Source organism: Polymorphum gilvum SL003B-26A1, assembly GCF_000192745.1.
In the GTDB taxonomy this organism is placed as follows: Bacteria; Pseudomonadota; Alphaproteobacteria; order Rhizobiales; family Stappiaceae; genus Polymorphum; species Polymorphum gilvum.
This window is the reverse complement of sequence record NC_015259.1, coordinates 3,766,090-3,787,021: the sequence shown is the minus strand read 5'-3', so window position 1 is coordinate 3,787,021 and position 20,932 is coordinate 3,766,090. Positions and strand designations below refer to the sequence as shown.

16 protein-coding genes are annotated in these 20,932 nt (G+C 69.4%); 10 read left to right on the top strand and 6 right to left on the bottom strand.

Annotated elements, in window-relative coordinates; genetic code table 11:
- The first annotated feature begins 12 nt into the window (after positions 1–12).
- Positions 13–1,695 (top strand): thiamine pyrophosphate-binding protein, encoded by a 1,683-nt coding sequence (locus SL003B_RS17655; protein WP_013654232.1) that lies wholly within the window; start codon positions 13–15, stop codon positions 1,693–1,695.
- Here SL003B_RS17655 and SL003B_RS17650 read toward each other — a convergent pair.
- Both SL003B_RS17650 and SL003B_RS17645 read right to left on the bottom strand, forming a co-directional pair.
- Positions 1,692–4,418 (bottom strand): bifunctional acetate--CoA ligase family protein/GNAT family N-acetyltransferase, encoded by a 2,727-nt coding sequence (locus SL003B_RS17650; RefSeq protein WP_013654231.1) that lies wholly within the window; start codon positions 4,416–4,418, stop codon positions 1,692–1,694. The two genes, SL003B_RS17655 and SL003B_RS17650, sit on opposite strands and share 4 nt — an antisense overlap.
- A gap of 115 nt (positions 4,419–4,533) precedes the next feature.
- Positions 4,534–5,364 carry a universal stress protein gene (locus SL003B_RS17645; protein ID WP_013654230.1) on the bottom strand — a complete coding sequence of 277 codons (831 nt, stop codon included), beginning with the start codon at positions 5,362–5,364 and terminating at the stop codon, positions 4,534–4,536.
- Between the two features lie 653 nt (positions 5,365–6,017).
- Here SL003B_RS17645 and SL003B_RS17640 point away from each other — a divergent pair.
- Positions 6,018–6,446, top strand: a complete 429-nt coding sequence (locus SL003B_RS17640) for a fasciclin domain-containing protein (RefSeq protein WP_339325430.1) — start codon at positions 6,018–6,020, stop codon at positions 6,444–6,446.
- 214 nt (positions 6,447–6,660) lie between these two features.
- Here SL003B_RS17640 and SL003B_RS17635 read toward each other — a convergent pair whose 3' ends face one another.
- Together SL003B_RS17635 and xseA are read right to left on the bottom strand one after the other, a co-directional pair.
- A complete protein-coding gene (locus SL003B_RS17635; protein WP_013654228.1) occupies positions 6,661–7,815 on the bottom strand; it encodes an acyl-CoA dehydrogenase family protein in 1,155 nt (384 codons plus the stop codon).
- A 370-nt stretch (positions 7,816–8,185) separates the two neighbouring features.
- Entirely contained in the window at positions 8,186–9,745 is a 1,560-nt protein-coding gene (gene xseA, locus SL003B_RS17630; RefSeq protein ID WP_013654227.1) for an exodeoxyribonuclease VII large subunit, read from the bottom strand.
- A 224-nt stretch (positions 9,746–9,969) separates the two neighbouring features.
- Between xseA and SL003B_RS17625 the strand changes: the two genes are divergently transcribed.
- Positions 9,970–10,776, top strand: coding sequence for a YiiX/YebB-like N1pC/P60 family cysteine hydrolase (locus SL003B_RS17625; protein WP_158306643.1), 807 nt, complete (start codon positions 9,970–9,972; stop codon positions 10,774–10,776).
- On the opposite strand, the gene SL003B_RS17620 is transcribed toward SL003B_RS17625, so the two are convergent.
- The gene (locus tag SL003B_RS17620) at positions 10,777–11,379 is read right to left on the bottom strand and encodes a TetR/AcrR family transcriptional regulator (RefSeq protein WP_013654225.1); all 603 of its coding nucleotides are present in this window, start codon (positions 11,377–11,379) and stop codon (positions 10,777–10,779) included.
- 277 nt (positions 11,380–11,656) lie between these two features.
- Here SL003B_RS17620 and SL003B_RS17615 point away from each other — a divergent pair, with 277 nt between their 5' ends.
- The 5 genes from SL003B_RS17615 to SL003B_RS17595 all read left to right on the top strand — a co-directional run bounded on the left by SL003B_RS17615 (position 11,657) and on the right by SL003B_RS17595 (position 19,206).
- Positions 11,657–12,784, top strand: a complete 1,128-nt coding sequence (locus SL003B_RS17615; RefSeq protein ID WP_013654224.1) for an efflux RND transporter periplasmic adaptor subunit — start codon at positions 11,657–11,659, stop codon at positions 12,782–12,784.
- Between the two features lies 1 nt (position 12,785).
- The gene (locus tag SL003B_RS17610; RefSeq protein WP_013654223.1) at positions 12,786–15,860 is read left to right on the top strand and encodes an efflux RND transporter permease subunit; all 3,075 of its coding nucleotides are present in this window, start codon (positions 12,786–12,788) and stop codon (positions 15,858–15,860) included.
- Positions 15,861–15,966: 106 nt separating this feature from the next.
- Positions 15,967–16,725, top strand: coding sequence for a 16S rRNA (uracil(1498)-N(3))-methyltransferase (locus SL003B_RS17605; protein ID WP_013654222.1), 759 nt, complete (start codon positions 15,967–15,969; stop codon positions 16,723–16,725).
- A gap of 182 nt (positions 16,726–16,907) precedes the next feature.
- Positions 16,908–18,281, top strand: coding sequence for a glutamate--cysteine ligase (locus SL003B_RS17600; RefSeq protein WP_013654221.1), 1,374 nt, complete (start codon positions 16,908–16,910; stop codon positions 18,279–18,281).
- A gap of 97 nt (positions 18,282–18,378) precedes the next feature.
- Complete coding sequence (locus SL003B_RS17595; protein WP_013654220.1) at positions 18,379–19,206, top strand: DUF937 domain-containing protein; 828 nt, start codon at positions 18,379–18,381, stop codon at positions 19,204–19,206.
- Positions 19,207–19,324: 118 nt separating this feature from the next.
- On the opposite strand, the gene SL003B_RS17590 is transcribed toward SL003B_RS17595, so the two are convergent.
- Positions 19,325–19,642: a DUF1127 domain-containing protein gene (locus SL003B_RS17590; protein ID WP_013654219.1), complete on the bottom strand. Its 318-nt coding sequence runs from the start codon at positions 19,640–19,642 to the stop codon at positions 19,325–19,327.
- Between SL003B_RS17590 and SL003B_RS23575 the strand changes: the two genes are divergently transcribed.
- Both SL003B_RS23575 and SL003B_RS17585 read left to right on the top strand, forming a co-directional pair.
- Complete coding sequence (locus SL003B_RS23575; RefSeq protein WP_158306642.1) at positions 19,641–20,012, top strand: hypothetical protein; 372 nt, start codon at positions 19,641–19,643, stop codon at positions 20,010–20,012. The two genes, SL003B_RS17590 and SL003B_RS23575, sit on opposite strands and share 2 nt — an antisense overlap.
- A complete protein-coding gene (locus SL003B_RS17585) occupies positions 19,990–20,907 on the top strand; it encodes a LysR substrate-binding domain-containing protein (protein WP_013654218.1) in 918 nt (305 codons plus the stop codon). Before SL003B_RS23575 ends, SL003B_RS17585 begins: the two co-directional genes overlap by 23 nt.
- Positions 20,908–20,932: the final 25 nt, after the last annotated feature.

Here is a 20,932-nt window from a genome sequence, read left to right as displayed (position 1 = left end):
GCGGAGGACGGCATGACGACAGCGGCGAGGACGGGCGGCAGGCTTCTGGTGGAGGCGCTCGAGCGGCACGGCGCTGAACGCGTGTTCTGCGTGCCCGGCGAAAGCTATCTCGCCGTCCTCGACGCTCTGTGCGACGCGGCCGTCCCGGTCACCGTGTGCCGCCAGGAGGGCGGGGCTGCCATGATGGCCGAGGCCTGGGGCAAGCTCACCGGCCGGCCCGGCATCTGCATGGTCACCCGCGGCCCCGGCGCCGCCAACGCCGCCGCCGGCGTCCATGTCGCCCAGCAGGATTCCACCCCGATGATCCTGTTCGTCGGCCAGATCGAGCGGTCGATGCGCGGCCGCGACGCTTTCCAGGAGGTCGACTACCGCCAGATGTTCGCCGGCATGGCCAAGTGGGTCGCCGAGATCGACAGCGCCGAGCGCGTGCCCGAGCTTGTCTCCCGCGCCTTCCACGTCGCCACCTCCGGCCGCCCCGGCCCGGTCGTGCTCGCCCTGCCCGAGGACATGCTGGTCGAGACGGCCTCCGTCGCCCAGCCCGCCCCCTGGCGTCAGGTCGAGACCCATCCGGGCCTGACCCTGATGGCGGAGTTGCAGAAGCGCCTGTGGGCGGCCGAGCGGCCGATCGCCATCCTCGGCGGCAGCCGCTGGACCGCCGGGGCGGTCGCCGCCTTCACCCGCTTTTCCGAGCGCTTCGACCTGCCGGTCGCCTGCTCCTTCCGCCGCCAGGCGCTGTTCGACAACCTGCATCGCAACTACGCCGGCGACGTCGGCATCGGTATCAACCCGAAGCTCGCCGCCCGCATCAAGGCCGCCGACCTGGTCCTGCTCGTCGGCGGCCGCCTGTCGGAGATTGCAAGCCAGTCCTACACCCTGCTCGCGGTTCCCGAACCCGAGCAGGCCCTCGTCCATGTCCATGCCGATGCCGAGGAACTCGGTCGCGTCTACCGTCCGACGCTCGCCGTCCATGCCAGCCCTGCCGCCTTCTGCAAGGCGGCCGAGGGCCTGCAGCCGCCGGCCGAGATCCGCTGGGCCGGGGCTGCGGCCGATGCCCACGCCGACTATCTGGACTGGTCGGGCGCCCGCCCGCAGACGCCAGGCGCCCTGCAGATGGCCGGCGTGATGGACTGGATCGAGGCCAACCTGCCCGAGGACGCGATCTTCACCAACGGCGCCGGCAACTACGCCACCTGGCTGCACCGCTTCCGCCGCTTCCGCCGCTTCGCCACCCAGCTTGCGCCGACCTCCGGTTCAATGGGCTACGGCCTGCCCGCCGCCGTCGCCGCCAGGCTCGCCCGCCCCGACAGCCTCGTCGTCTGCTTCGCCGGCGACGGCTGCCTGCAAATGACTCTGCAGGAATTCGGCACCGCCTGCCAGGAGGGCGCGGCGATCGTCGTCGTCGTCGTCGACAACGGCATGTACGGCACCATCCGCATGCACCAGGAACGCACCTACCCCGGCCGCCCCTCGGCGACGACGCTGGTCAATCCGGATTTCGCCGCGCTCGCGCGCGCCTACGGCGGCCATGGCGAGACGGTCGAGACAACCGCTGACTTCGGCCCGGCCTTCGAGCGCGCCCGCGCCAGCGGTCGGCCGGCCATGCTGCATCTGAAGCTCGACCCGGAGGCGCTGACGCCGACGGCCTCGCTCAGCCAGATCCGCGCCGCCGCCCAGGCGCGTGCGGGCGCTGGCTAGTCGATCCCCTCGGGCAGTTCGGTCACCGGCAGGGTGACGAGCGCGACCGCCGGGTCGTCGGGCGAGGTCGCGATGGTGAAGCCGAGCGCCTCGCACATGGCGAGCATGCCGGTGTTCTCCTTCAGCACCTCGCCCTTGATGGTGCCGATGCCGTCGGCCCTTGCGTAGCGGATGATCAGCTTCATCAGCGCCCAGCCCAGGCCCCGGCCCTTCAGGTCGGAGCGAACCATGACGGCATATTCGCCGGTCTTGTGGTCGGGGTCGGCGTGCAGGCGCACCGCGCCGAGCATGGCGCCGCTCGCTGGCTCGATCGCCGCGAAGGCCATCGCGCGGGCATAGTCGAGCTGAGTCAGCCGGCTCAGGAACTTGTGGCTGAAGTCCTTCACCGGCGCGAAGAACCTGAGCCTGAGGTCCTGCGGCGACACCGCCTCGAAGAACGTCTTGAACAGCGCCTCGTCCTCCGGCCGCACCGGCCGCACGAACACCTTCCAGCCGTCCTTCAGCGTCAGCGTCTGCTCCCATTCCTTCGGATAGGGCGCGATCGCCAGCCGCGAGGTGCCGCTGCGGCCCGGATGCAGCTTCGGCACGCCGAGAACCACGCGCGCGTCGAGCGCGACAAGGCCGCTGTCCGTCGCCACCAGCGGGTTGATGTCCAGTTCCAGGATCTCGGGAATGTCGATGGCGATCTGCGACAGCTTGACCAGCGCCAGCGCCACCCCGGCCCGGTCCTTGGCGGGCCTTCCGCGGAAGGCGCCGAGCAGCCGCGCGATCCGGGTGCGCTCGATCAGCGCCCCGGCCAGGTGGAGGTCGAGCGGCGGCAGTTCCAGCGCGATGTCGGCGGTCACCTCTACGGCCGTGCCACCGTGGCCGAACACCACGACCGGCCCGAACACCGGGTTGTCGGCGAGGCCGAGGTAGAGTTCGACGCCGTGTGGATCCTCCAGCATCGGCTGCACGGTCAGCCCGGCGAGCGGCCGGTCCGGATGCGTCGCGCCGATGCGCGCCGTCAGGTCCTCGGCCGCCGCGCGCACCTCCTGCGGGCTGGCGAGGCCGAGCCGCACGCCGTCGATGTCGGACTTGAACGGCAGCGCCGGCGAATAGGCCTTGACCACGCAGTGCCGGTGGTCGGCGAAGAACGCCGCCGACGCCGCTTCTGCCGCCGCCGCATCGGCGACCAGCCGTGTCGGCGTCACCGGGATGTCGTAGGCGGCGAGCACGCGCGCGGTTTCCTCCGGATCCAGCGTCGTGCGTCCGGCGCCGAGGGCAGCCTCGACGATCGCCCGTGCCGCGTCCGCGTCCGGGGTGAAGTCCTCCGGCAGGCTCGGCGGCGCCGCCATCAGCATCTCCTGCGCGCCGGCGCTGCGCACCAGGTGCATGAAGCTGCGCACAGCCTCCGCCGGGCTGGCATGGACCGGCACGCGCGCGGCGTCGAGCGCGGCGCGCGGCAGCGGGTCGAGGCCGACCAGTCCGGCAATGATCGCCTTGCGCCGGCCGGTGCGTTTGCGGTCGGCCTCGGCTGCCGCGGCGATGGTGCGCGCGATGTCCTCCGCCGGGGTGAAGGCGGTCGGCGCCGCCAGCACCAGCAGCCCGTCGGTGGCGCCATCGGCCAGAAGCGCCTCGATCGCCTGCGTCATCGTCTCAGGGCCGTCCGTCTCGCCGAGCGTCAGCGGATTGCCGGGCGCGGATTGGCTGCGCGCCAGCGGCGCCAGCCGCTCCACCGTTTCCTCCGACAGCCGCGCCAGTTCCCCGCCGAGGTCGGCCAGCCGGTCGGTCGCTAGCGTCGCAAGGCTGCGCCCGTTGGAGACCACCGCCAGCCGCCGGCAGTGCGGGATGCGCAGCCGCGTCAGCGTCTCGACCGCCTCGAACATCTCGTCGAGGTCCTCGACGCGCAGGATGCCGGCACGCCTGAGCGCCGCCTCGTAGACCGCGTCGGCGGTGGTCATGCGCCCGGCATGGGTGCGCGTCGTGCCGGTGCGGTCGCGGCTGCGGCCCGAGCGAATCAGCACCACCGGCTTGCTGCGTGCCGCCGCGCGGGCCGCCGACAGGAACTTGCGTGGGCTCGACACCCCTTCCAGATGCACCAGGATCGCGCGCGTGCGAAAGTCGCCGGCGAAATGGTCGATCAGGTCGCCGACGTCGACGTCGGTACGCTGGCCGAGCGACACGACGCCGGAAAAGCCGACGTTGTGCGACGCCGCCCAGGCGAGCGTCGCGTTGAGCACGGCGCTCGAACGGGCGATCAGCGCGAGGTCTCCGGCCGCCGGTGCGGCGGCCGAAAGCAGCGCGTCGACGCCGTTGCCCGGCGCCGCGACGCCGAGGCTGCCCGGCCCGATCAGCCGCACCGCCTGCGGTCGCGAGGCGATCAGGCAGTCGGTGACCAGCGCCGTCGGCCAGGCGTCGAAGCCCGGCGCCGCCAGGACGACGGCGCGCGTGCCGATCGCGCCGGCCGCGGCGATCAGCGCTGGCGCCTGCTCCGGCGCGCCGAGATGGACGACGAGGTCCGCCGTGCCCTCGGCGAGGTCGGAGAACCGCGCCGCGCGCCGGAACCGGTCCGACGCTGCCGCAGGCACAGCGGGATCGATGTCGACGAGATGGATGGGGGAGCCGCTGGTGGCCGCGAGCCGGGCCAGCAGCGTTTCGGCCACCGCCGGGTGATGCCGGTCGGACCCGACCACGGCGATCGAGCGGGGGGAGAAGAAGCCGTCGAGGTTGCGGATGGTCACCGGATCGCCTCCGTGCGCTGTGGGCCGGGCTTTCCGTAGAAATGCCCGGTCCCTGAGTGCAGGCCTCCCGGAGAGGGCCGGCTCCCCCCGAAGCCGGCAGCCGTCGTGTGTGGTGTCAGTGCGCCATCAGCACCGGCACGGTCATCGACGCTAGGATCTCGCGCGTCGCGCCGCCGAACAGGAACTCGCGCACCCGGCTGTGGCCGTAGCCGCCCATCACCACCAGGTCGTTGCCGTTGTCGGAGACGTAGTTGAGCAGCGTGTCGGCGATGCCGGTCTGCGGGTTGGTCACCACGTCGACGGTCACCTTCAGGCCGTGGCGGGCGAGGTAGGTCGCCATGTCGGCGCCGGGCTCGCCGGCCATCTTCTGGCCCTTGTTGACGATCAGCACGGTCACCTTGTCGGCCAGCGCCAGGACGGGGAGCGCCGCGTGCACGGCGCGCGTCGCCGTTGGGCTGCCGTCCCAGGCGATCAGCACGTTCTTCATGGAGAACTTGGCGACGCCGATATAGGGCACCAGCAGCACCGGCACGCCGCTTTCGAACAGCGCCGTCTCGATGATCAGCTCGCGCATCGGCTCCGGGCTGTCCGGGTTTTCCTGGCCGATGACGACCAGGTCGGTCAGCCGGCAGTGGCGCAGCACCGGTTCCATCGGTCCGCCGGTCAGGATCTCGGCCGTCCGCTCTTCCGCCTTGACGCCCTCCTTGCGGGCCAGTTCGGCGAAGGCCTTCAGCGAGGCCTCGGCGGCCTCCAGGGCCTGGCGCCGGCTGGTCTCGATGAAGTCGGCCGGCAGCGGCGCGGCGGCGAAGGCCGGCACCACCGGCTCGAAGGCGACCGCCAGTCCGGTCACGTGCGCGTCGCAGCGCGCCGCCAGCTCCACGGCGCACTTGACTGCCGGCTGGTCGCCGGTCAGGTCGGTGAGCGCGAGAATGTCTTTCAAAGCCATGAGTCGATCCTCCGTCCGAAGCGCCGCCCCTCGCGAGCGCCGCCAATGATATCCGTCTGTCGTATCTGACAATAGGCAGCGCGCAAAGCCCCGACTTTGACGCGCATCAACCCCGGCCGAAGAAACCCGCTCCCCTAACCCCTCCTTCCGCAAGGAGATTTTTGCCGCTGGCCGCAAGTCCTTCTCCCGGGGGAGAAGGAGGTCCGAAGGGCCGGAGGAGGGGGGCGGGGCCGTGCCCTGCGCCGCCCGGGCGGCGGGGGTGGCAGGGCCGTGCCTTTCGCTCCTTCGGTCACCCCGGACGCAGCGCAGCGGAGATCCGGGGCCCCTCGCGGGCCGGTCTGCCGCAGCGGCGCAGGGGGACGTCGGCGCGGACTGACGCCTGCCCCGGGCGGCGGCGGAGCGGGCGGGCATTGATCTGCCTGTGGAATCCGGCGCCCCGCTACGCCGGTCTTGCGGAACGGATGATGACATCCCGGTCAAAAAACTGTGTCCGGCGGTCGCCAATCCGGTTGCCGGCGGACGCGTAAACCCCGTGCAGATCGCGGCCCGACCGGGTGGTCGGGGCCGCTTCTCGTAACCACAGGGAGTAGACAATGCGACGTATTGCATTCGGGTTGATCGGTACCGCCATGTTTGCGACGGCGGGGTCCGCAATGGCCGCGAACATCGTGCAGACCGCCGAGCAGGCAGGCAGCTTCACGACTCTTCTGGCTGCCGCGCAGGCGGCGGGGCTGGCCGACGCCCTGTCCGGCCCCGGCCCGCTGACAGTGTTCGCTCCGACCGACGAAGCCTTCGCCGCTCTGCCTGAGGGCACGGTTGAAAACCTGCTCAAGCCGGAAAACAAGGACCAGCTGGTCGCCGTGCTCAGCTACCACGTGGTCGGCAGCCAGATCACCTCCGACATGATCGCCGAAGGCACCACCGAAGTGGAGACCCTGAAGGCTTCCGGTGACCGCGCCATCATGGTGACAAGGACGGCCGCCGGCGTGACCGTCGACGGCGCCACCGTCGTGTCTGCGGATATCCGCGCCGACAACGGTGTCATCCACGTCATCGACAAGGTGATCCTGCCGAGCGACTGAGTCCGGCGGCGACGTCCGGCAAGCCGAGGGCGCTGCCCGCGCGGCGCCCTCGGACTGCTGACAATCCTGCCAACGCGTCATCCCGCACGCAGCGAAGCGCAGATGCGGGACCGGTGAGCCGGGGCCTCGCTGTCCTTCATTGACACCATCGACACGCTGCAGGGCGCGGCCCGTGCGGCGCTCTGTCGTGTCCTCACCTCTGCCGCCCGGCCGCTCACACCGCCTTCAGCACCTCGCGGGCGATGATCAGGCGCTGGATCTCGCTGGTGCCCTCGTAGATGGTGGTGATGCGCGCGTCGCGGGCGAAGCGTTCGAGCGGATAGTCGCGGATGTAGCCGGCGCCGCCGTGGATCTGCAGCGCGGTGTAGGTCGCCCGCTGCGCGGCTTCCGAGGCATAGAGCTTGGCCATCGACGCCTCCTTGGCGAAGGACCGGCCCTGGTCCTTCAGCCAGGCGGCCTGCAGCACCAGCAGCCGGGCGGCCTCCAGTTCCGTCTCGCGGTCGGCGATCATCCACTGCAGGCCCTGCATGTCGGCGAGCGCCGTGCCGAACTGGCGCCGCTCCTTCGCATAGGCCTTGGCCGCTTCCATCGCCGCCCGGGCGATGCCGAGCGACAGCGCGGCGATGCCGATGCGCCCGCCGGCGAGTTCGCCGACCGCAACCTTGAAGCCGGCGTTTTCCGGCCCCATCAGTGCGGTCGCCGGCACGCGGCAGTCCTGGAACAGCACCTCGTTGGTGGCCGAGCCGGTCTGGCCCATCTTGGTCTCCGCCTTGCCGATGACGAGCCCCGGCGTGCCGGTCTCGACCAGGAAGCACGAGATGCCCTTGCCTTTCGCCGCGTCCGGGTCGGTCACCGCCCAGACGACGAAGATGCCGGCGTATTCGGCCGAGGTGATGTAGAGCTTGGCGCCGTTCAGCACGTAGTGGTCGCCGTCGCGCACCGCGCGCGTCTTCATGCCGGCCGGGTCCGAGCCGGCGCCGGTCTCAGTCAGGCAGAAGCCGCCGGCCGGGTAGCGGCCGTCGGCGAGCTTCGGCAGATAGGCCGCCTTCTGCTCCTCGGAGCCGACTGCCTGGATCACCTCGCCGACCATGTTGGTCACCGACACGGTGACGCCGGTCGCAGCACAGCCGCGCCCGAGCGCCTCGACGGCGAGCGCGAAGGCGACGCTGCCGGCCTCCGTGCCGCCGTAGGCGGCCGACACGTTGAGCGCCATGAAGCCGGCGTCGGCGAGCTCCTTCAGGTTGGCGAGGAACGCCTGCCGGCCCTCGCCGCGGTCGAGCGTCGCCGCCAGCGGCGCCAGCCGGTCCTCGGCGAGCCGGCGGGCGGTCTCTGCCATCAGGCGGTGTTCTTCGGACAGGTTGAAATCCATCGGTTCCTCGGCCTCGCTGCGGTCTTCCTCGGCGCGCAGGCTAGCCCCGCCCCGCCGCCGCTGTCCATATCGGCAAAGAGGGGAGGTGCGGGAGGGAGGTGCGGGAGGGAGGTGCGGGAGGGATGGGGAGGGAGGGGAGGGAGGTGCGTTCGGCGAGGAAAGGCACTCGCCGACGCACGACGCCTGCGCTCCCCACCCCCTGTGCCGAGGGGTCGGGGGTGGGGCATGCGGACGCCGCCCCGTTCCGTCAGGTTTTGGCAGGTTTTGGCAGGTCTCCGGCAGCGTTTCGGCGGGTCTTCGGCCGGTTTCCGGAGCCGTGCCGGACAGTCTTCGGACACAGGCAGGAGGCGGTCGCGGCGGCGCGCGAGGCCTAGAACAGGCTGCCCTGCGAGGTCCCTCCCGGCGCCGGATTGTCCTTTGGTTTCCGGGACTTGCGCAGCTCCTCCGCAGGCGTGGCGGCGATCGCCTCGAAGCGGCCGTCGGCGACCTCGACGCTCAGCCGGTCGCCCGCAGAGACGTGAGCGGCGGAGCGCACCGGCTCGCCCGCCGCGTCGCGCACCAGCGCGTAACCGCGCGCCAGGACATCCTTGTAGGAGAGGGTTTTCAGAAGCTTTTCAAGGCCTTGCAGGCGCGCGCGCTGCTCGGCGAGGCGGGCCTGCTGCGCCCGCTCAAGCCGCCGCAGCAGGCCGTCGAGCCGTTCGGTGCCGAGCCGCAGCTGCTGCTCCAGCCGCCCCGACGTCAGCCGCCCGGCGGCTGCCTCGAGCCGCTGCCGGTGGCGGAAAATCGTTGTTTCCCAAGCCCTTGCCTGGCGCTGGCGGTGGCCGTCCAGGCGCTCGCGGCCCTGTCGCATCGCCCGAACCAGCGTCATCGGTGTCAGCAGGGCGGCGGCATGCTGCAGCCGGGAGCGGTGCGCGCGGGTGTTGACTGTCAGTCCGCGTTCGAGATTTCCGCCTGAAAAATCAAGCCTTTGGCGCGGCAGGGCGAGCAGGTCGCGCGGTGCCGGCAGGGCTGCGGCGGCGGCCCTCAGCTCGGTCCGCCGGCTCGCTACCAGCCGGTTCAGCCCCGACGCCAGCCGCCTCGACAGGTCGTCGACGCCCGCCATCAACTCCGCCTTGACCGGCACCGCGATCTCCGCCGCCCCGGTCGGCGTCGGCGCGCGCACGTCGGCGGCCAGGTCGATCAGCGTCCAGTCGGTCTCGTGGCCGACGGCGGAGATCAGCGGGATGGCGCTTTCCGCCGCCGCCCGCACCACCTGCTCGTCGTTGAAGCCCCACAGGTCCTCCAGGCTGCCGCCGCCGCGCGCGACGATGATCAGGTCCGGCCGGGGGATCGCCCCGCCCGCCTCCAGCGCGTTGAAGCCCCTGATTCCGTTGGCGACTTCCGCGCCGCAGCTGTCGCCCTGGACGCGCACCGGCCAGACCAGCACATGCAGCGGGAAGCGGTCGGAGAGCCGGTGCAGGATGTCGCGGATGACCGCGCCGGTCGGCGAGGTTACGACGCCGATCACCCGCGGCAGGGTCGGCAGCGGCCGCTTGCGTTCGGCGGCAAACAGGCCCTCGGCGGCCAGCTTCCTCTTGCGGTCCTCCAGCAGCGCCATCAGCGCGCCGGCGCCCGCCGGCTCCAGCGCGTCGATCACCATCTGGTATTTCGACTGGCCCGGGAAGGTGGTGATCTTGCCGGTCGCGATCACTTCGAGGCCCTGTTCGGGCTGGATCTTCAGCTTCGCCGCTGCCCCTTTCCAGATCACGGCCGACAGCACCGAACGGTCGTCCTTGAGGTCGAGATAGACATGTCCCGAGCCGGGCCGCGAGATGCGCCCCAGTTCCCCGCGCACGCGCACGTAGCCGAACGTGTCCTCCAGCGTGCGCTTGATCGAGAAGGAGATGTCCGAGACCGAATATTCGGCGATGTTGGTGGGTGTGTCCGCCACGCTGTCCGATTCCCTGGCTGTGGTCCCGAAGGTGGACGCCGACGCAGGCGGGGTCAAGAGAGCGCCGGCTTGCGCGACGAGCCTGCACGCCGGCGCTCAAATGCGGTTGCAGACCGTCGTGCCGTAGCGTCTATAGTCCGCGCATGCGATCCGTTCTGCCGTTCGTCTGCCTCGCGATTCTTCTTCTTGCCGGATGCGCCGCGCCACGTTCCGATCGGCCGGTCGTGACCGCGCCGGACGGGGTCGACTGCTGCGCCGACCCGGAGCGCTATCCGCGCCTGCTCGTCGCAGGCCTCGATCCCCTCGCGCCGCTGTTCGGGCGGGGCGTCGCCCATGTCCACCTGCGCCGTGGCCATCTCGCCGACCGCGCGGAAGCCCGCGATTTCGTCGTGTCGCGGCTGCGCCCGCTCGACCTGATCGCCTTCAGTTCCAAGGGACGCCTGTCGGGCAACCTCATTCCCGGCCATTTCGGCCATTTCGGCCTTTACCTCGGCTCGGAGAAGGAGTTGCGCGCGCTCGGCATCTGGGACACCGATGCCGTCCGGCCGCATCAGGCCCGGGTACGCGAGGGCGCCACGCTGGTCGAATCGGACTACAAGGGCGTTCACCTCGCCACGCCGGAGGAGATCTTCAACACCGACGCGGTCGCGGTGCTCCGGCCGCGCCTCTACACCACGGCGCAGCGCCGGCGGATCGCGCTCGCGCTGTTCGGCCATCTCGGCACCCGCTTCGATTACCGCTTCGATCTGCGCGAGGACGCCTGCCTGTTCTGCGCCGAGCTCATCCACCATGTCATGCCGGAACTGAGGCTGCCGGTACGCGAGGTCTACGGCCGGCCGATGATCCTGCCCGACGAAGTCGTCGACGCGGTCCGCACCGGCGACAACCGGCGCCTCTCCCTGGTTCTCTACGTGAAATCGGCGGGCAACGGCTGGCAGCGCGCCGACGCGCGAGACCTTGGTACCGACCTTGTCGCCGCCTGGTCGCGCGGCAAGGCGCGCGGCAACTCGCCGGCCGGGTTGAGGCAGTGACTAGCTCGGCTGTTCTTCGTCGCGCCGTGCTGGCGGATTGGCTGGCGGATTGGCCAGCAACTCGGTCAGCGCGTCGAACTGGCGCTTGAGGGCCGCATCGTCGAAGGGGCTGATGTCGAACAGCCTCATGTGCCAGCTTCCCTCGACCGCCAGCAAGGCAACCTGGGCGAGGTCGGGCGTTTCGCTTGCCGCCCTCAGTTCCGCGACCAGCCGCGTGTTGTGCGCGCGGACCGGTGCAAGCAGTTCCGGCTCTTCGGCGATGGCGGCCAGAAGCCCGGTGTGCGGCTTCTTCTTGGTGCAGATCTCGACGAACACGGCCTGCAGATACGCACGGATCAGTGCGTTGGGCTTGTTGTCCTTGGCGATTTCGGCATGGGCTGCGGCGACGGCGTCCTCCAGGATCGCGATGTGGCGCGCCACCATGCCCTTGAGCAGGTCAGACTTGCTCTTGAAATGATAGAGCAGCCCGCCCTTCGAAACCCCGGCGCGCTCGGCGACGGCATCCAGGGACAGTTTCCTCGCTCCATCCTCGAAGACGATCGCCATGGCGGCATCGATGATGCGTTCGCGGGCGTTGGTTCTTTTGGCATCCTTGCTGGGCACGTGTTGTCAATTACCCTCGTTCGTTTCCCCCGGCCGAGCGTCCGCACCCTCCGGACCGGGCCGGATCGGAAACGAACGCGTCGTGTCGCTCTTGACTTTACCGTCTGGACGGTAAAGTTATCAAGCGCAGCCTTGCCGCACCCCTCGTCCAGGCCGCCGGCTATACGGATTTACCGGTCGGCAGGGTTCTGGAGGATAGGGTGCGCGCGGGACCGGCAACGGTTCCGGGCTCCATTGGAACGACAAGAGCGGCCGTGCGGCCGCATGGCCGGGATTCATGATCAAGCGTTTCTTCTTCGCCATTGTGCTCATTGCCCTCGTCAGTGGCGGCCTCGTCGGCTTCAACCTGTTCAAGGAACAGAAGATTGCCGAGTTCTTCGCGAACCGCCCTCGCCCGACCGTCACGGTGTCAACCGTCACGGTCGAGCCGGAGACCTGGAAGCCCGGCATCGAAGCGATCGGTACGGTCGTCGCCCGTCAGGGCGTCGACGTTGCCGCGCGCGCGGCCGGCATCGTCAAGGAGATCACCTTCGTCTCCAATGAGGAGGTCGAGACCGGCCAGTTGCTGGTCCAGCTCGACGACGAAATGGAGCAGGCGGATCTGATCGCGGCCAAGGCCAACGTCGCCCGCGACACCCAGGCGCTGGCGCGCGCCTCGACGCTGACCGACCGGGGCTTCAGCTCGACCTCGACCCTGGACAACGCCACGGCCGCTCTCGACGCGTCGCGGTCGCAGATGGAGCGTGTCCAGGCGTCGATCAACCAGAAACGGATCGTCGCGCCCTTCTCCGGCACCATCGGCATTCCCAAGATCGACGTCGGCCAGTACCTGCCTGTCGGCACCGTCATCGCCACGCTCCAGGACCTCAAGGTCATGAAGGTCGACTTTTCCGTGCCGGAGCAGCGTCTGAGCGACCTGCGGATCGACCAACCCCTGCGCATGGGACTGGAAGAGGACGCCATGAGCTACCAGGGCAGGATCACCGGCATCGATCCCAAGATCGATCCCGAGTCGCGCCTCGTTTCCGTTCAGGCCGAGGTCGAGAACACCGACGGGGCGCTGAGGCCCGGTCAGTTCGCCTTCGTTCGCCTGGAACTGCCCGAGGAGGCGGACGTCATCGCGCTGCCCCAGACCGCCGTGGTGCAGAGCCTCTACGGCGCCTATGTCTATGTCGTCGCGGAGGACACTTCCGGCCAGGGGGCGGGTGACGACAAGCGCCTCGTGGCGCGGCAGGTGTTCGTCACGCCGGGCCGTCGGTTCGAAGGCAAGATTGAGGTCGTCGACGGTCTTTCGGGCGGCGACGTCGTCGTGACTGCCGGCCAGAACAAGCTCACGGTCGGCAGCCCGGTTGTCATCGACAACACGATCAATCCGGTCCCGGCATCGGCGAAGACGGGAGAGTGACGTGAACTTCTCCGAAATCTTCATCCGCCGCCCGGTTCTTTCGACCGTCGTCAGCCTCCTGATCCTGCTGCTCGGCGCGCAGGGCGTCATGAACATGTCCGTCCGCCAGTATCCGAAGATCGACGAGACGGTGATCACCGTCAGCACGATCTTCGTCGGCGCCAGTTCCGACCTCGTTCAGGGCTTCATCACCACGCCGATCGCCAAGGCCGTCGCCTCGGCAGAGGGCGTCGACTACGTCACGTCGAAAAGCTCGCTCGGCCTGTCGACCGTCTCGGTCCACATGCGCCTGAACACCGATCCGGACAAGGCGCTGACCGAGGTCATCTCCAAGGTCCAGCAGGTGCGCGGCCAGTTGCCGACGGAAGCCGAGGACCCGGTCATCCAGAAGGGCACCGGCCAGTCCTTCGCCATCATGTACCTGTCGGTCCTGTCCGACCACATGTCGCCGCAGCAGATCACCGAATTCGTGTCACGCGTGATCCAGCCGCAGCTCGCCATCGTCGACGGCGTCGCCGACGCCCAGATCCTCGGCGAGCAGACCTTCGCCATGCGCATCTGGATCGATCCGGTGCGCCTTGCGTCGCGCTCGGTGACGGCCGCCGAGGTGCTCGCCGCGATCCAGAGCGCCAACTTCCTGTCCGCGCCCGGCAAGACCGAGAACGAATACGTCGCCTACCAGATCGAGACCCGGACCACCCTGCAGTCGCCGGAGGCGTTCGGCGCCCTGCCGGTGCGCTCCAGCGGCGCCGAAGTCGTCCGTCTGCACGATGTCGCCCGCGTCGAGCTCGGCTCCGAGAGCACCGACACCCGCGTCTCGTTCGGCGGCAGGCAGGGCGTCTTCCTCGGCATCATGCCGACGCCCTCGGCCAACCCGCTGGACACTGCGGCCGGCGTTCGCGCCGAACTGCCCCGCCTGCAGGCGAACCTGCCGCAGGGCATGGACATGCAGGTAGTCTACGATTCGACCAAGTTCATCAGTGCGTCGATCGAGGAGGTGTTCAAGACCATCGCCGAAGCCGTGGTCATCGTGATCCTGGTGATCCTGCTGTTCCTCGGCTCGTTCCGTGCCGTGCTGATCCCGATCGTGACCATTCCGCTGTCGCTGATCGGCGTCTGCTTCTTCCTATGGAGCCTCGACTATTCGCTCAACACGCTGACCCTTCTGGCGATGGTGCTCGCAATTGGCCTGGTGGTCGACGACGCGATCGTGGTGGTGGAGAACATCCACCGCCATCTGGAGGAAGGTCTCAAGCCCATGCAGGCGGCCATCGTCGGCATGCGCGAGATCTTCGGTCCCGTCATCGCGATGACCATCACGCTCGGCGCGGTCTATGCGCCGATCGGCTTTGCCCAGGGCCTGACCGGCGCCCTGTTCAGGGAATTCGCCTTCACGCTCGCCGGTGCGGTGTTCATCTCCGGCTTCGTCGCGATCACCCTGTCGCCGATGATGTCGGCGCGCCTGCTGTCGGCCCATGCCAGCCGATTCCAGGTCTTCGTCGACCGCACCTTCACGGGCCTGGCCAACTGGTACGGCCGCCGGCTGGACTCCTCGCTCGACTACAAGCCGGTGACGCTGCTGATCGTCGTCGCCCTGCTCGCGACTACCGGCTTCCTGTTCCTGAAGACGTCCTCGGAACTTGCGCCGGAGGAGGACCAGGGCGGCCTGTTCGCCATGGTCACGGCACCGCAATACGCGACCTCCGACTACACCCAGCTCTACACCGACCAGTTCTACGAGATGACCGACGACGTCCCCGGCGTCGAGGCGCGGTTCCAGATCGTCGGCACCGGCTCGACCAACTCCGCCTTCGCCATCTGGGCGCTCAAGCCCTGGGGCGAGCGCGAGCAGTCGCAGAAGCAGATCCAGCAGATGATCCAGAGCCGGATCGAGAAGTCGGCTGGCGTCCAGGCCTTCGTCTTCTCGCCGCCGTCCCTGCCGGGCGCTGGCGGCGGCCTGCCGATCCAGTTTGTGCTGCAGACCACCGGCTCGGCCGAGCAGGTCTACGAGGTCGCCGAACGCGTCCGCCAGAAGGCGATGGCGTCGGGCCGCTTCATCATCGTCCAGAACTCCATGTCCTTCGACAAGCCGCGCGCGACGGTGCTCATCGACCGCGACCGCGCGGCGGCGCTGGGCGTGCCGATCTCGACCATCGGCCAGACCCTCAACATCCTGGTCGGCAACGCGTCGGTGTCCAAGTTCGACCGTGAGGGCCGCGCCTACGACATCATCCCGCAGGTCGAGCAGGAATACCGGATGAACCCGGAGCTCCTCGGCAGCCTCTACGTCCGCGCGGCGGGCGGCCAGATGGTGCCGCTGTCGGCCGTGGTGCGCATCTCCACCGACGCGACCGCGGTTGCCGTGGAGCAGTTCAACCAGCTCAACGCCGCCACGCTGTCGGCGCTGCCCCTGCCGACGGTGACCACCGGCGACGGCCTCGCCACGCTGCAGCAGATCGCCGCCGAGGAGATGCAGGAGGGCTTCTTCGAGGACTACGCCGGCCAGTCGCGCCTCGAGGTCAAGGAAGGCAACACCATCGTCATCGCCTTCGCCCTCGCCATCGTGGTGATCTATCTGGTGCTGGCGGCCCAGTTCGAGAGCTTCCGCGATCCGTTCATCATCATGATGACCGTGCCGCTGTCGATCTTCGGCGCCATCGTGCCGCTCAACCTCGGCCTCGGGACGCTGAACATCTACACCCAGGTCGGCCTGATCACGCTTGTCGGCCTTATCACCAAGCACGGCATCCTGATGGTGGAATTCGCCAACATGCAGCGCGAGCTGCACGGCAAGTCCAAGCGCGCGGCCATCGTCGAGGCGGCGCGCGAGCGCCTGCGGCCGATCCTGATGACCACCGGCGCAATGGTGCTCGGCGTCCTGCCGCTGGTCATGGCCGAGGGGGCCGGCGCCTCCGCGCGCTATTCCATCGGCCTGGTGATCTCCACCGGCCTGTCGGTCGGCACGATCTTCACCCTGTTCGTCGTGCCGATGTTCTACATGTACGTCGGTCACGCCGACCGCGTCCTCGATGCCGAGGAGACGGCGGAGCAACCCGCGCCGCACCGTCACGCCTGAGGCGTGCCGATGCCTGCCCGGCGGCGACCGCCGCCGGGACGCCGCGCCTGAAGAAGGCGGCGTGCGGGTGTTGAACGGGCGGGGGCGACCGTCCTACCTTGAGGCCATGACCCGATACGATTTCCGCACCCAGCGCCTGTTCCTGCGCCACGGCCTCGCCGACGGCGGCCAGGTCGAGGCCGACCGCGCCCAGGCCAACTACCTGCTCAACGTGCTGCGGCTCGCCGACGACGACCGCGTGCTCGTCTTCAACGGCCGCGACGGCGAGTGGCTGGCCGAGATCGCCGCCGCCGGCCGCAAGGCCTGCACGCTGCGCCTCGTCGAGCGGACCCGGCCGCAGACGCCGCAGCCCGACCTGCACTACCTGTTCGCCCCGCTCAAGCACGCCCGCCTCGACTACATGGTGCAGAAGGCGGTCGAGATGGGCGCCGGCGCCCTGCGCCCGGTGATGACCCGCCACACCCACGCGAGCCGCATCAACCTCGAGCGCATGGAGGCCAACGTCGTCGAGGCGGCTGAGCAGTGCGGCGTCATCAGCCTGCCGGACGTGCGCGCACCGGCGGCGCTCGACGCCGTGCTCGCCGCCTGGCCGCAGGCCGATGCCGGCCGCCGGCTGCTGTTCTGCGACGAGGGCGAGGAGAGCCACAGCCCGCTGCCGGTGCTGGCGCGCCTCGCCGGCGAGGGGCCTTCGCCGCTGGCGCTGCTGGTCGGCCCGGAGGGCGGCTTCTCGAAGGAGGAGCGGGCGCTGCTGCGTGGCCTACCCTTCGTTGTGCCGATCCCGCTCGGACCGCGCATCCTGAGGGCCGACACCGCCGCCGTGGCCGCGCTCGCCGTCGTCCAGGCTGCCCTCGGCGACTGGCGCTGACCGGCGCCGCGGCCGGGCATCGAAGACCGCTTGCGGCCATGACCAAAAGGTGTCACTAGCGTCGTCGAACGCCCCCGCCCTAAGATCCGGCCGGCGCCCTCAAGCGACTGTGACAAATCGTGTTTGTGTGCGGCAGGTAGCCTTTGTAAGGTGCGCGCCGATCAGAACCTGGGAAGACATGCATGGCCCGCGACACCGTCGATTCGACCCCCATCGAGGGGGTCTCGGAACTGGCCGCCACGCTGGACTCCGGCTGCAAGCCGGACGACCGGTTCCGCATCGGCACCGAGCATGAGAAGTTCGGCTTCTTCCGCGACAGCCTGAAGCCGATTCCCTATGGCGGCCCGCGCGGCATAGAGGCCGTGCTGAAGGGCATGGAGGGACTGCTCGGCTGGGAGCGCATCTCCGACAACGGCAACATCATCGGCCTCGCCGACCCGGTCGGCGGCGGCGCCATCTCGATCGAGCCAGGCGGCCAGTTCGAGTTGTCCGGCGCGCCGCTGGAAAACCTGCATCAGACCTGTCGCGAGACCAACAGCCACCTCGCCCAGGTGCGCCAGATCGCCGAACCGCTCGGCATCGGCTTCCTCGGCCTCGGCATGACGCCGACCTGGACGCGTGACGAGGTGCCGGTCATGCCCAAGTCGCGCTACGAGATCATGACCCGCTACATGCCGAAGGTCGGCAGCCTCGGCCTCGACATGATGTACCGGACCTCGACCATCCAGGTGAATCTCGACTTCTCGTCGGAAGCCGACATGGTCACCAAGCTGCGCGTCGGCCTGGCGCTGCAGCCGATCGCCACCGCCATCTTCGCCAATTCGCCCTTCACCGACGGCCGGCCCAACGGCTTCAAGTCGTTCCGCGCCGAGATCTGGAAGGACACCGATGCGGACCGCACCGGCCCGATGCCCTTCGCCTTCGAGCCCGGCTTCGGCTTCGAGGCCTATGTCGATTGGGCGATCGACGTGCCGATGTATTTCGTCAAGCGCGGCGACACCTATTACGACGTCACCGGCACCACCTTCCGCGCCTTCATGAACGGTGCGCTGAAGGACACCGTCCCCGATGGCCTGCCGACCATCGGCGACTGGAACAACCACCTGTCCACCCTGTTCCCCGACGTGCGGCTGAAGAAGTATCTGGAGATGCGCGGCGCCGACGGCGGGCCATGGCGGCGCATCTGCGCGCTGCCGGCGCTGTGGGTCGGCCTGCTCTACGACCGCGGCGTGCTCGACCAGGCCTGGCAGCTGGTCCGCGACTGGACCGCCGAGGAACGCGAGGCCCTGCGCAACGAGGTGCCGCGGCTCGCGCTGCAGACGCCGTTCCGCTCCGGCACCGTGCTCGACATCGCCCGCGAGACCGTCGCCCTGTCGCGCGAGGGCCTGAAGCGCCGCGCCCGGCTTAACGACGGCGGCCAGGACGAGCGCGTCCATCTGGCCACCGTCGAGGAGGGCGTCGCCGCCGGCCTGTCGCCGGCCGACCAGATGCTCAAGCGCTACGAGGGCGCCTGGAACCGCGACCTGTCCAGGGCGTTCGAGGACTACGCCTACTGATCTGTCGTCCCCGCCGGTGCCCTCGGCAGAACAGGCGGTTTGACCCGGAGCGGGCTTCGGCAGATCATGACGGGGCAACGCCAAGGCGAGTCGGGACATGAATGACACATCCGGGTTTCCATTCGCGCTCGATCCTGCCGCCGTCCTGGAGACGATGCGCAGCCGCTACGGCTGGGGCGAGACCGAGGTCGGCCGTGCCATGGCGGCGCTCCTGCCCGCCGCCTTCGCCGGCCTGAAGCACAACACCGCCACGCCGGACGCCTTCCGCGACTTCATGGCCGCCGTCGGCGGACGGGCGGAGACGGCCGGGGGGGACCGCCAGCCGCCGCTCGCCTTCTTCTTCGGTCCGCAGAACGTCCAGCGCGCCGTTGCCGATCATGTCGCGGCGATGACCGGTTTGCAGCGCGACGCCATTGCAGCACTCATGCCGGTCGCCGCGACGCTCGCCATGGGCAATGTCGCCCGCTCCTTCGTCCATGGCCCGGCGCGTGATCTGCTCGACGCCTTCCTTGCCGGTTACGCCCGAGGCCGGCCGAAGCCGGTGCCCAATCCGGCCGCCATGATGGCGTCCTATTCCGAGGCGATCCAGTCGTTCTGGTCGGGCTTCCTCGGCGCGCCGCAGGGCCGCAAGGCGGAGGCGCCGACGCCCCGGACGCGGGAAGAGGGGAAGGACAGGACCGGCGAACCGGCGGCGGCGAAGGCTGCGACCGCCCGTCCGCCGGGGCGCGCGCGCGCCGACGAGGCGACCCCGCCCGCGGAGGCTGCGCCCGCCGTAGAGACGCCCCTGCCGTCCGAACGCGACTTCTCGACGCTTCTGGACGACTGGATGGCCGCCGGTCGCAGCCTGCAGACCAGTCAGTGGAAGACCTTCGAGGCCCTGTTCGACCGCGCCGGCGATCCGCCGAGGCCGACGGACGCGGACTAAAAAAAGGCCCGCCGGGGGAGGCGGGCCAGGTGATGTCGGCAAGGCTTCGCCGACGGGGCTGCAAAGGGGTGGGCGGACCCGGCCGGGCGGTCGAGCCGGCAAGGTCAGGTGGCCCGGATCAGGCGGCCAGTTGCGGTCCGCGCCGGGTCGCCGGCCGGTCCGCCGCAGCGGGCAGGACGACAACGTTGAGGGCGGGCTCGTCGCGGGCCAGCCGGCGCTCGCCGACCGAATTCCTCAGAACCCGGGATGGATCGGAAAACAGCGGTTCGCGCAGCGCGCGTCGTACGTCGGCCCTTGTCAGGCCGATGTCGTCGAGCTGACTGTCCGTCCAGGTGGCGAGTTCGGCGATTTCCCGCCGGAAGCTCATCGCGCGCCACGTACGCGCGACAAAACCGGCAATCCGACCGATCAGCGGCGGCGAAACGGGGGCGGACATGGCGCAAATCTCCTGTAAGCCGGAAAGAGTCTTTCCGGATTGTCGAGTGAAGGAACCGGCGGCTCGTTGGCTGCTGGGAACGATTGCAGGATGCTGCATCGCAATCGATATATCCAACGAATGTTTTTTATGGATTCAATCGAAGTTTGTGATGATATTCGGATGGTCTTGGAAAAATCATTCCCCTCGTGGCGGCAAACCGGACGAATTTAATACCTTTGCCCGGGCGCGTACCGCTTGCGCATCGGTGCGGGCCGCCGAGGCGGAAAAATGCCGACCAGTACCGCCTAGGCTGTCGCGCGGCGTCTACCTCGCCCGCAAAAAGATCTCTCCGGCGAATGTGTTTGATGCTATTTATCGATCTGATTGATGGATGGGAACTTGCCGGCATGCTCGACCTGGACCAGTTGCGAACGTTCGTCGCCATCGCCGAATACGGCAGCTTCACCCGTGCCGCCGAAATGGTGCACAAGACCCAGTCCGCCGTTTCCATGCAGATGCGCCGGCTCGAGGAACGCATCGGGCGCCAGATCTTCATGCGCGACGGGCGCCTGTCGCGCTTGACGGAGGATGGCGAGCGGCTGCTGCATTATGCGCGCCGCCTCGTCCAGCTCGGCGACGAGACGCTGGCCGCCTTCGACGATTCGGAAGTCGCCGGCTTCGTGCGGCTCGGCACGCCGGACGACTATGCCGACCGCTTCCTGCCGGAGATTTTGGCGCGCTTCTCGCGCTCCAACCCGAAGGCCGAGGTCAGCGTGGTCTGCGCTCCGACGCCGAACCTGGTCGATCTGGTTGCCGCCAACGAGCTCGACGTCGCCATCGTCACCCACGTGCTCAGGCCCGGACGCGAGCGCGACGAGGTCATCCGCCGCGAACCGTTGCTGTGGGTCGCCTCGGCGCGCCATGCGGTGGAGAACGAGGACGTCCTGCCGCTGGCGCTCGGCCGGGCGACCTGCGACTGGCGCAAGGCTGCGCTCGCCGCCCTCAACGGCATTAAGCGCGAACACCGGCTGCTCTATTCGTCCTGGAACTCGACCGCGGTCGGCGCCGCCGTGCTTGCCGGTCTCGCCATCTCCGTGCTGCCCGAGTCGGCCCTGCGTTCCGGCATGCGCGTGCTGTGCGAGGCCGACGGGTTTCCCAAGCTGCCCGATTGCGAGATTGCGGTCATGCGCTCCTGGCACCAGCATTCGCGGGTGACCGAGGCGCTGGTCGAGCACATCATGTCGTCGCTGGACAACCTGTCGGTGCCCCAGGCGGCGCAATAGGCGGCGGTCCAGCGGGCCGGGCGCG

What these genes read in the sequence shown, in the direction of transcription:
- SL003B_RS23575 (WP_158306642.1), top strand. Translation starts at nt 19,641, where the DNA reads ATGGCGCAAATCTCCTGTAAGCCGGAAAGAGTCTTTCCGGATTGTCGA.
- SL003B_RS17640 (WP_339325430.1), top strand. Translation starts at nt 6,018, where the DNA reads ATGGCCGCGAACATCGTGCAGACCGCCGAGCAGGCAGGCAGCTTCACG.
- SL003B_RS17655 (WP_013654232.1), top strand. Translation starts at nt 13, where the DNA reads ATGACGACAGCGGCGAGGACGGGCGGCAGGCTTCTGGTGGAGGCGCTC.
- SL003B_RS17615 (WP_013654224.1), top strand. Translation starts at nt 11,657, where the DNA reads ATGATCAAGCGTTTCTTCTTCGCCATTGTGCTCATTGCCCTCGTCAGT.
- SL003B_RS17595 (WP_013654220.1), top strand. Translation starts at nt 18,379, where the DNA reads ATGAATGACACATCCGGGTTTCCATTCGCGCTCGATCCTGCCGCCGTC.
- SL003B_RS17605 (WP_013654222.1), top strand. Translation starts at nt 15,967, where the DNA reads ATGACCCGATACGATTTCCGCACCCAGCGCCTGTTCCTGCGCCACGGC.
- SL003B_RS17590 (WP_013654219.1), bottom strand. Translation starts at nt 19,642, where the DNA reads ATGTCCGCCCCCGTTTCGCCGCCGCTGATCGGTCGGATTGCCGGTTTT.
- SL003B_RS17600 (WP_013654221.1), top strand. Translation starts at nt 16,908, where the DNA reads ATGGCCCGCGACACCGTCGATTCGACCCCCATCGAGGGGGTCTCGGAA.
- SL003B_RS17585 (WP_013654218.1), top strand. Translation starts at nt 19,990, where the DNA reads ATGCTATTTATCGATCTGATTGATGGATGGGAACTTGCCGGCATGCTC.
- SL003B_RS17635 (WP_013654228.1), bottom strand. Translation starts at nt 7,815, where the DNA reads ATGGATTTCAACCTGTCCGAAGAACACCGCCTGATGGCAGAGACCGCC.
- SL003B_RS17645 (WP_013654230.1), bottom strand. Translation starts at nt 5,364, where the DNA reads ATGGCTTTGAAAGACATTCTCGCGCTCACCGACCTGACCGGCGACCAG.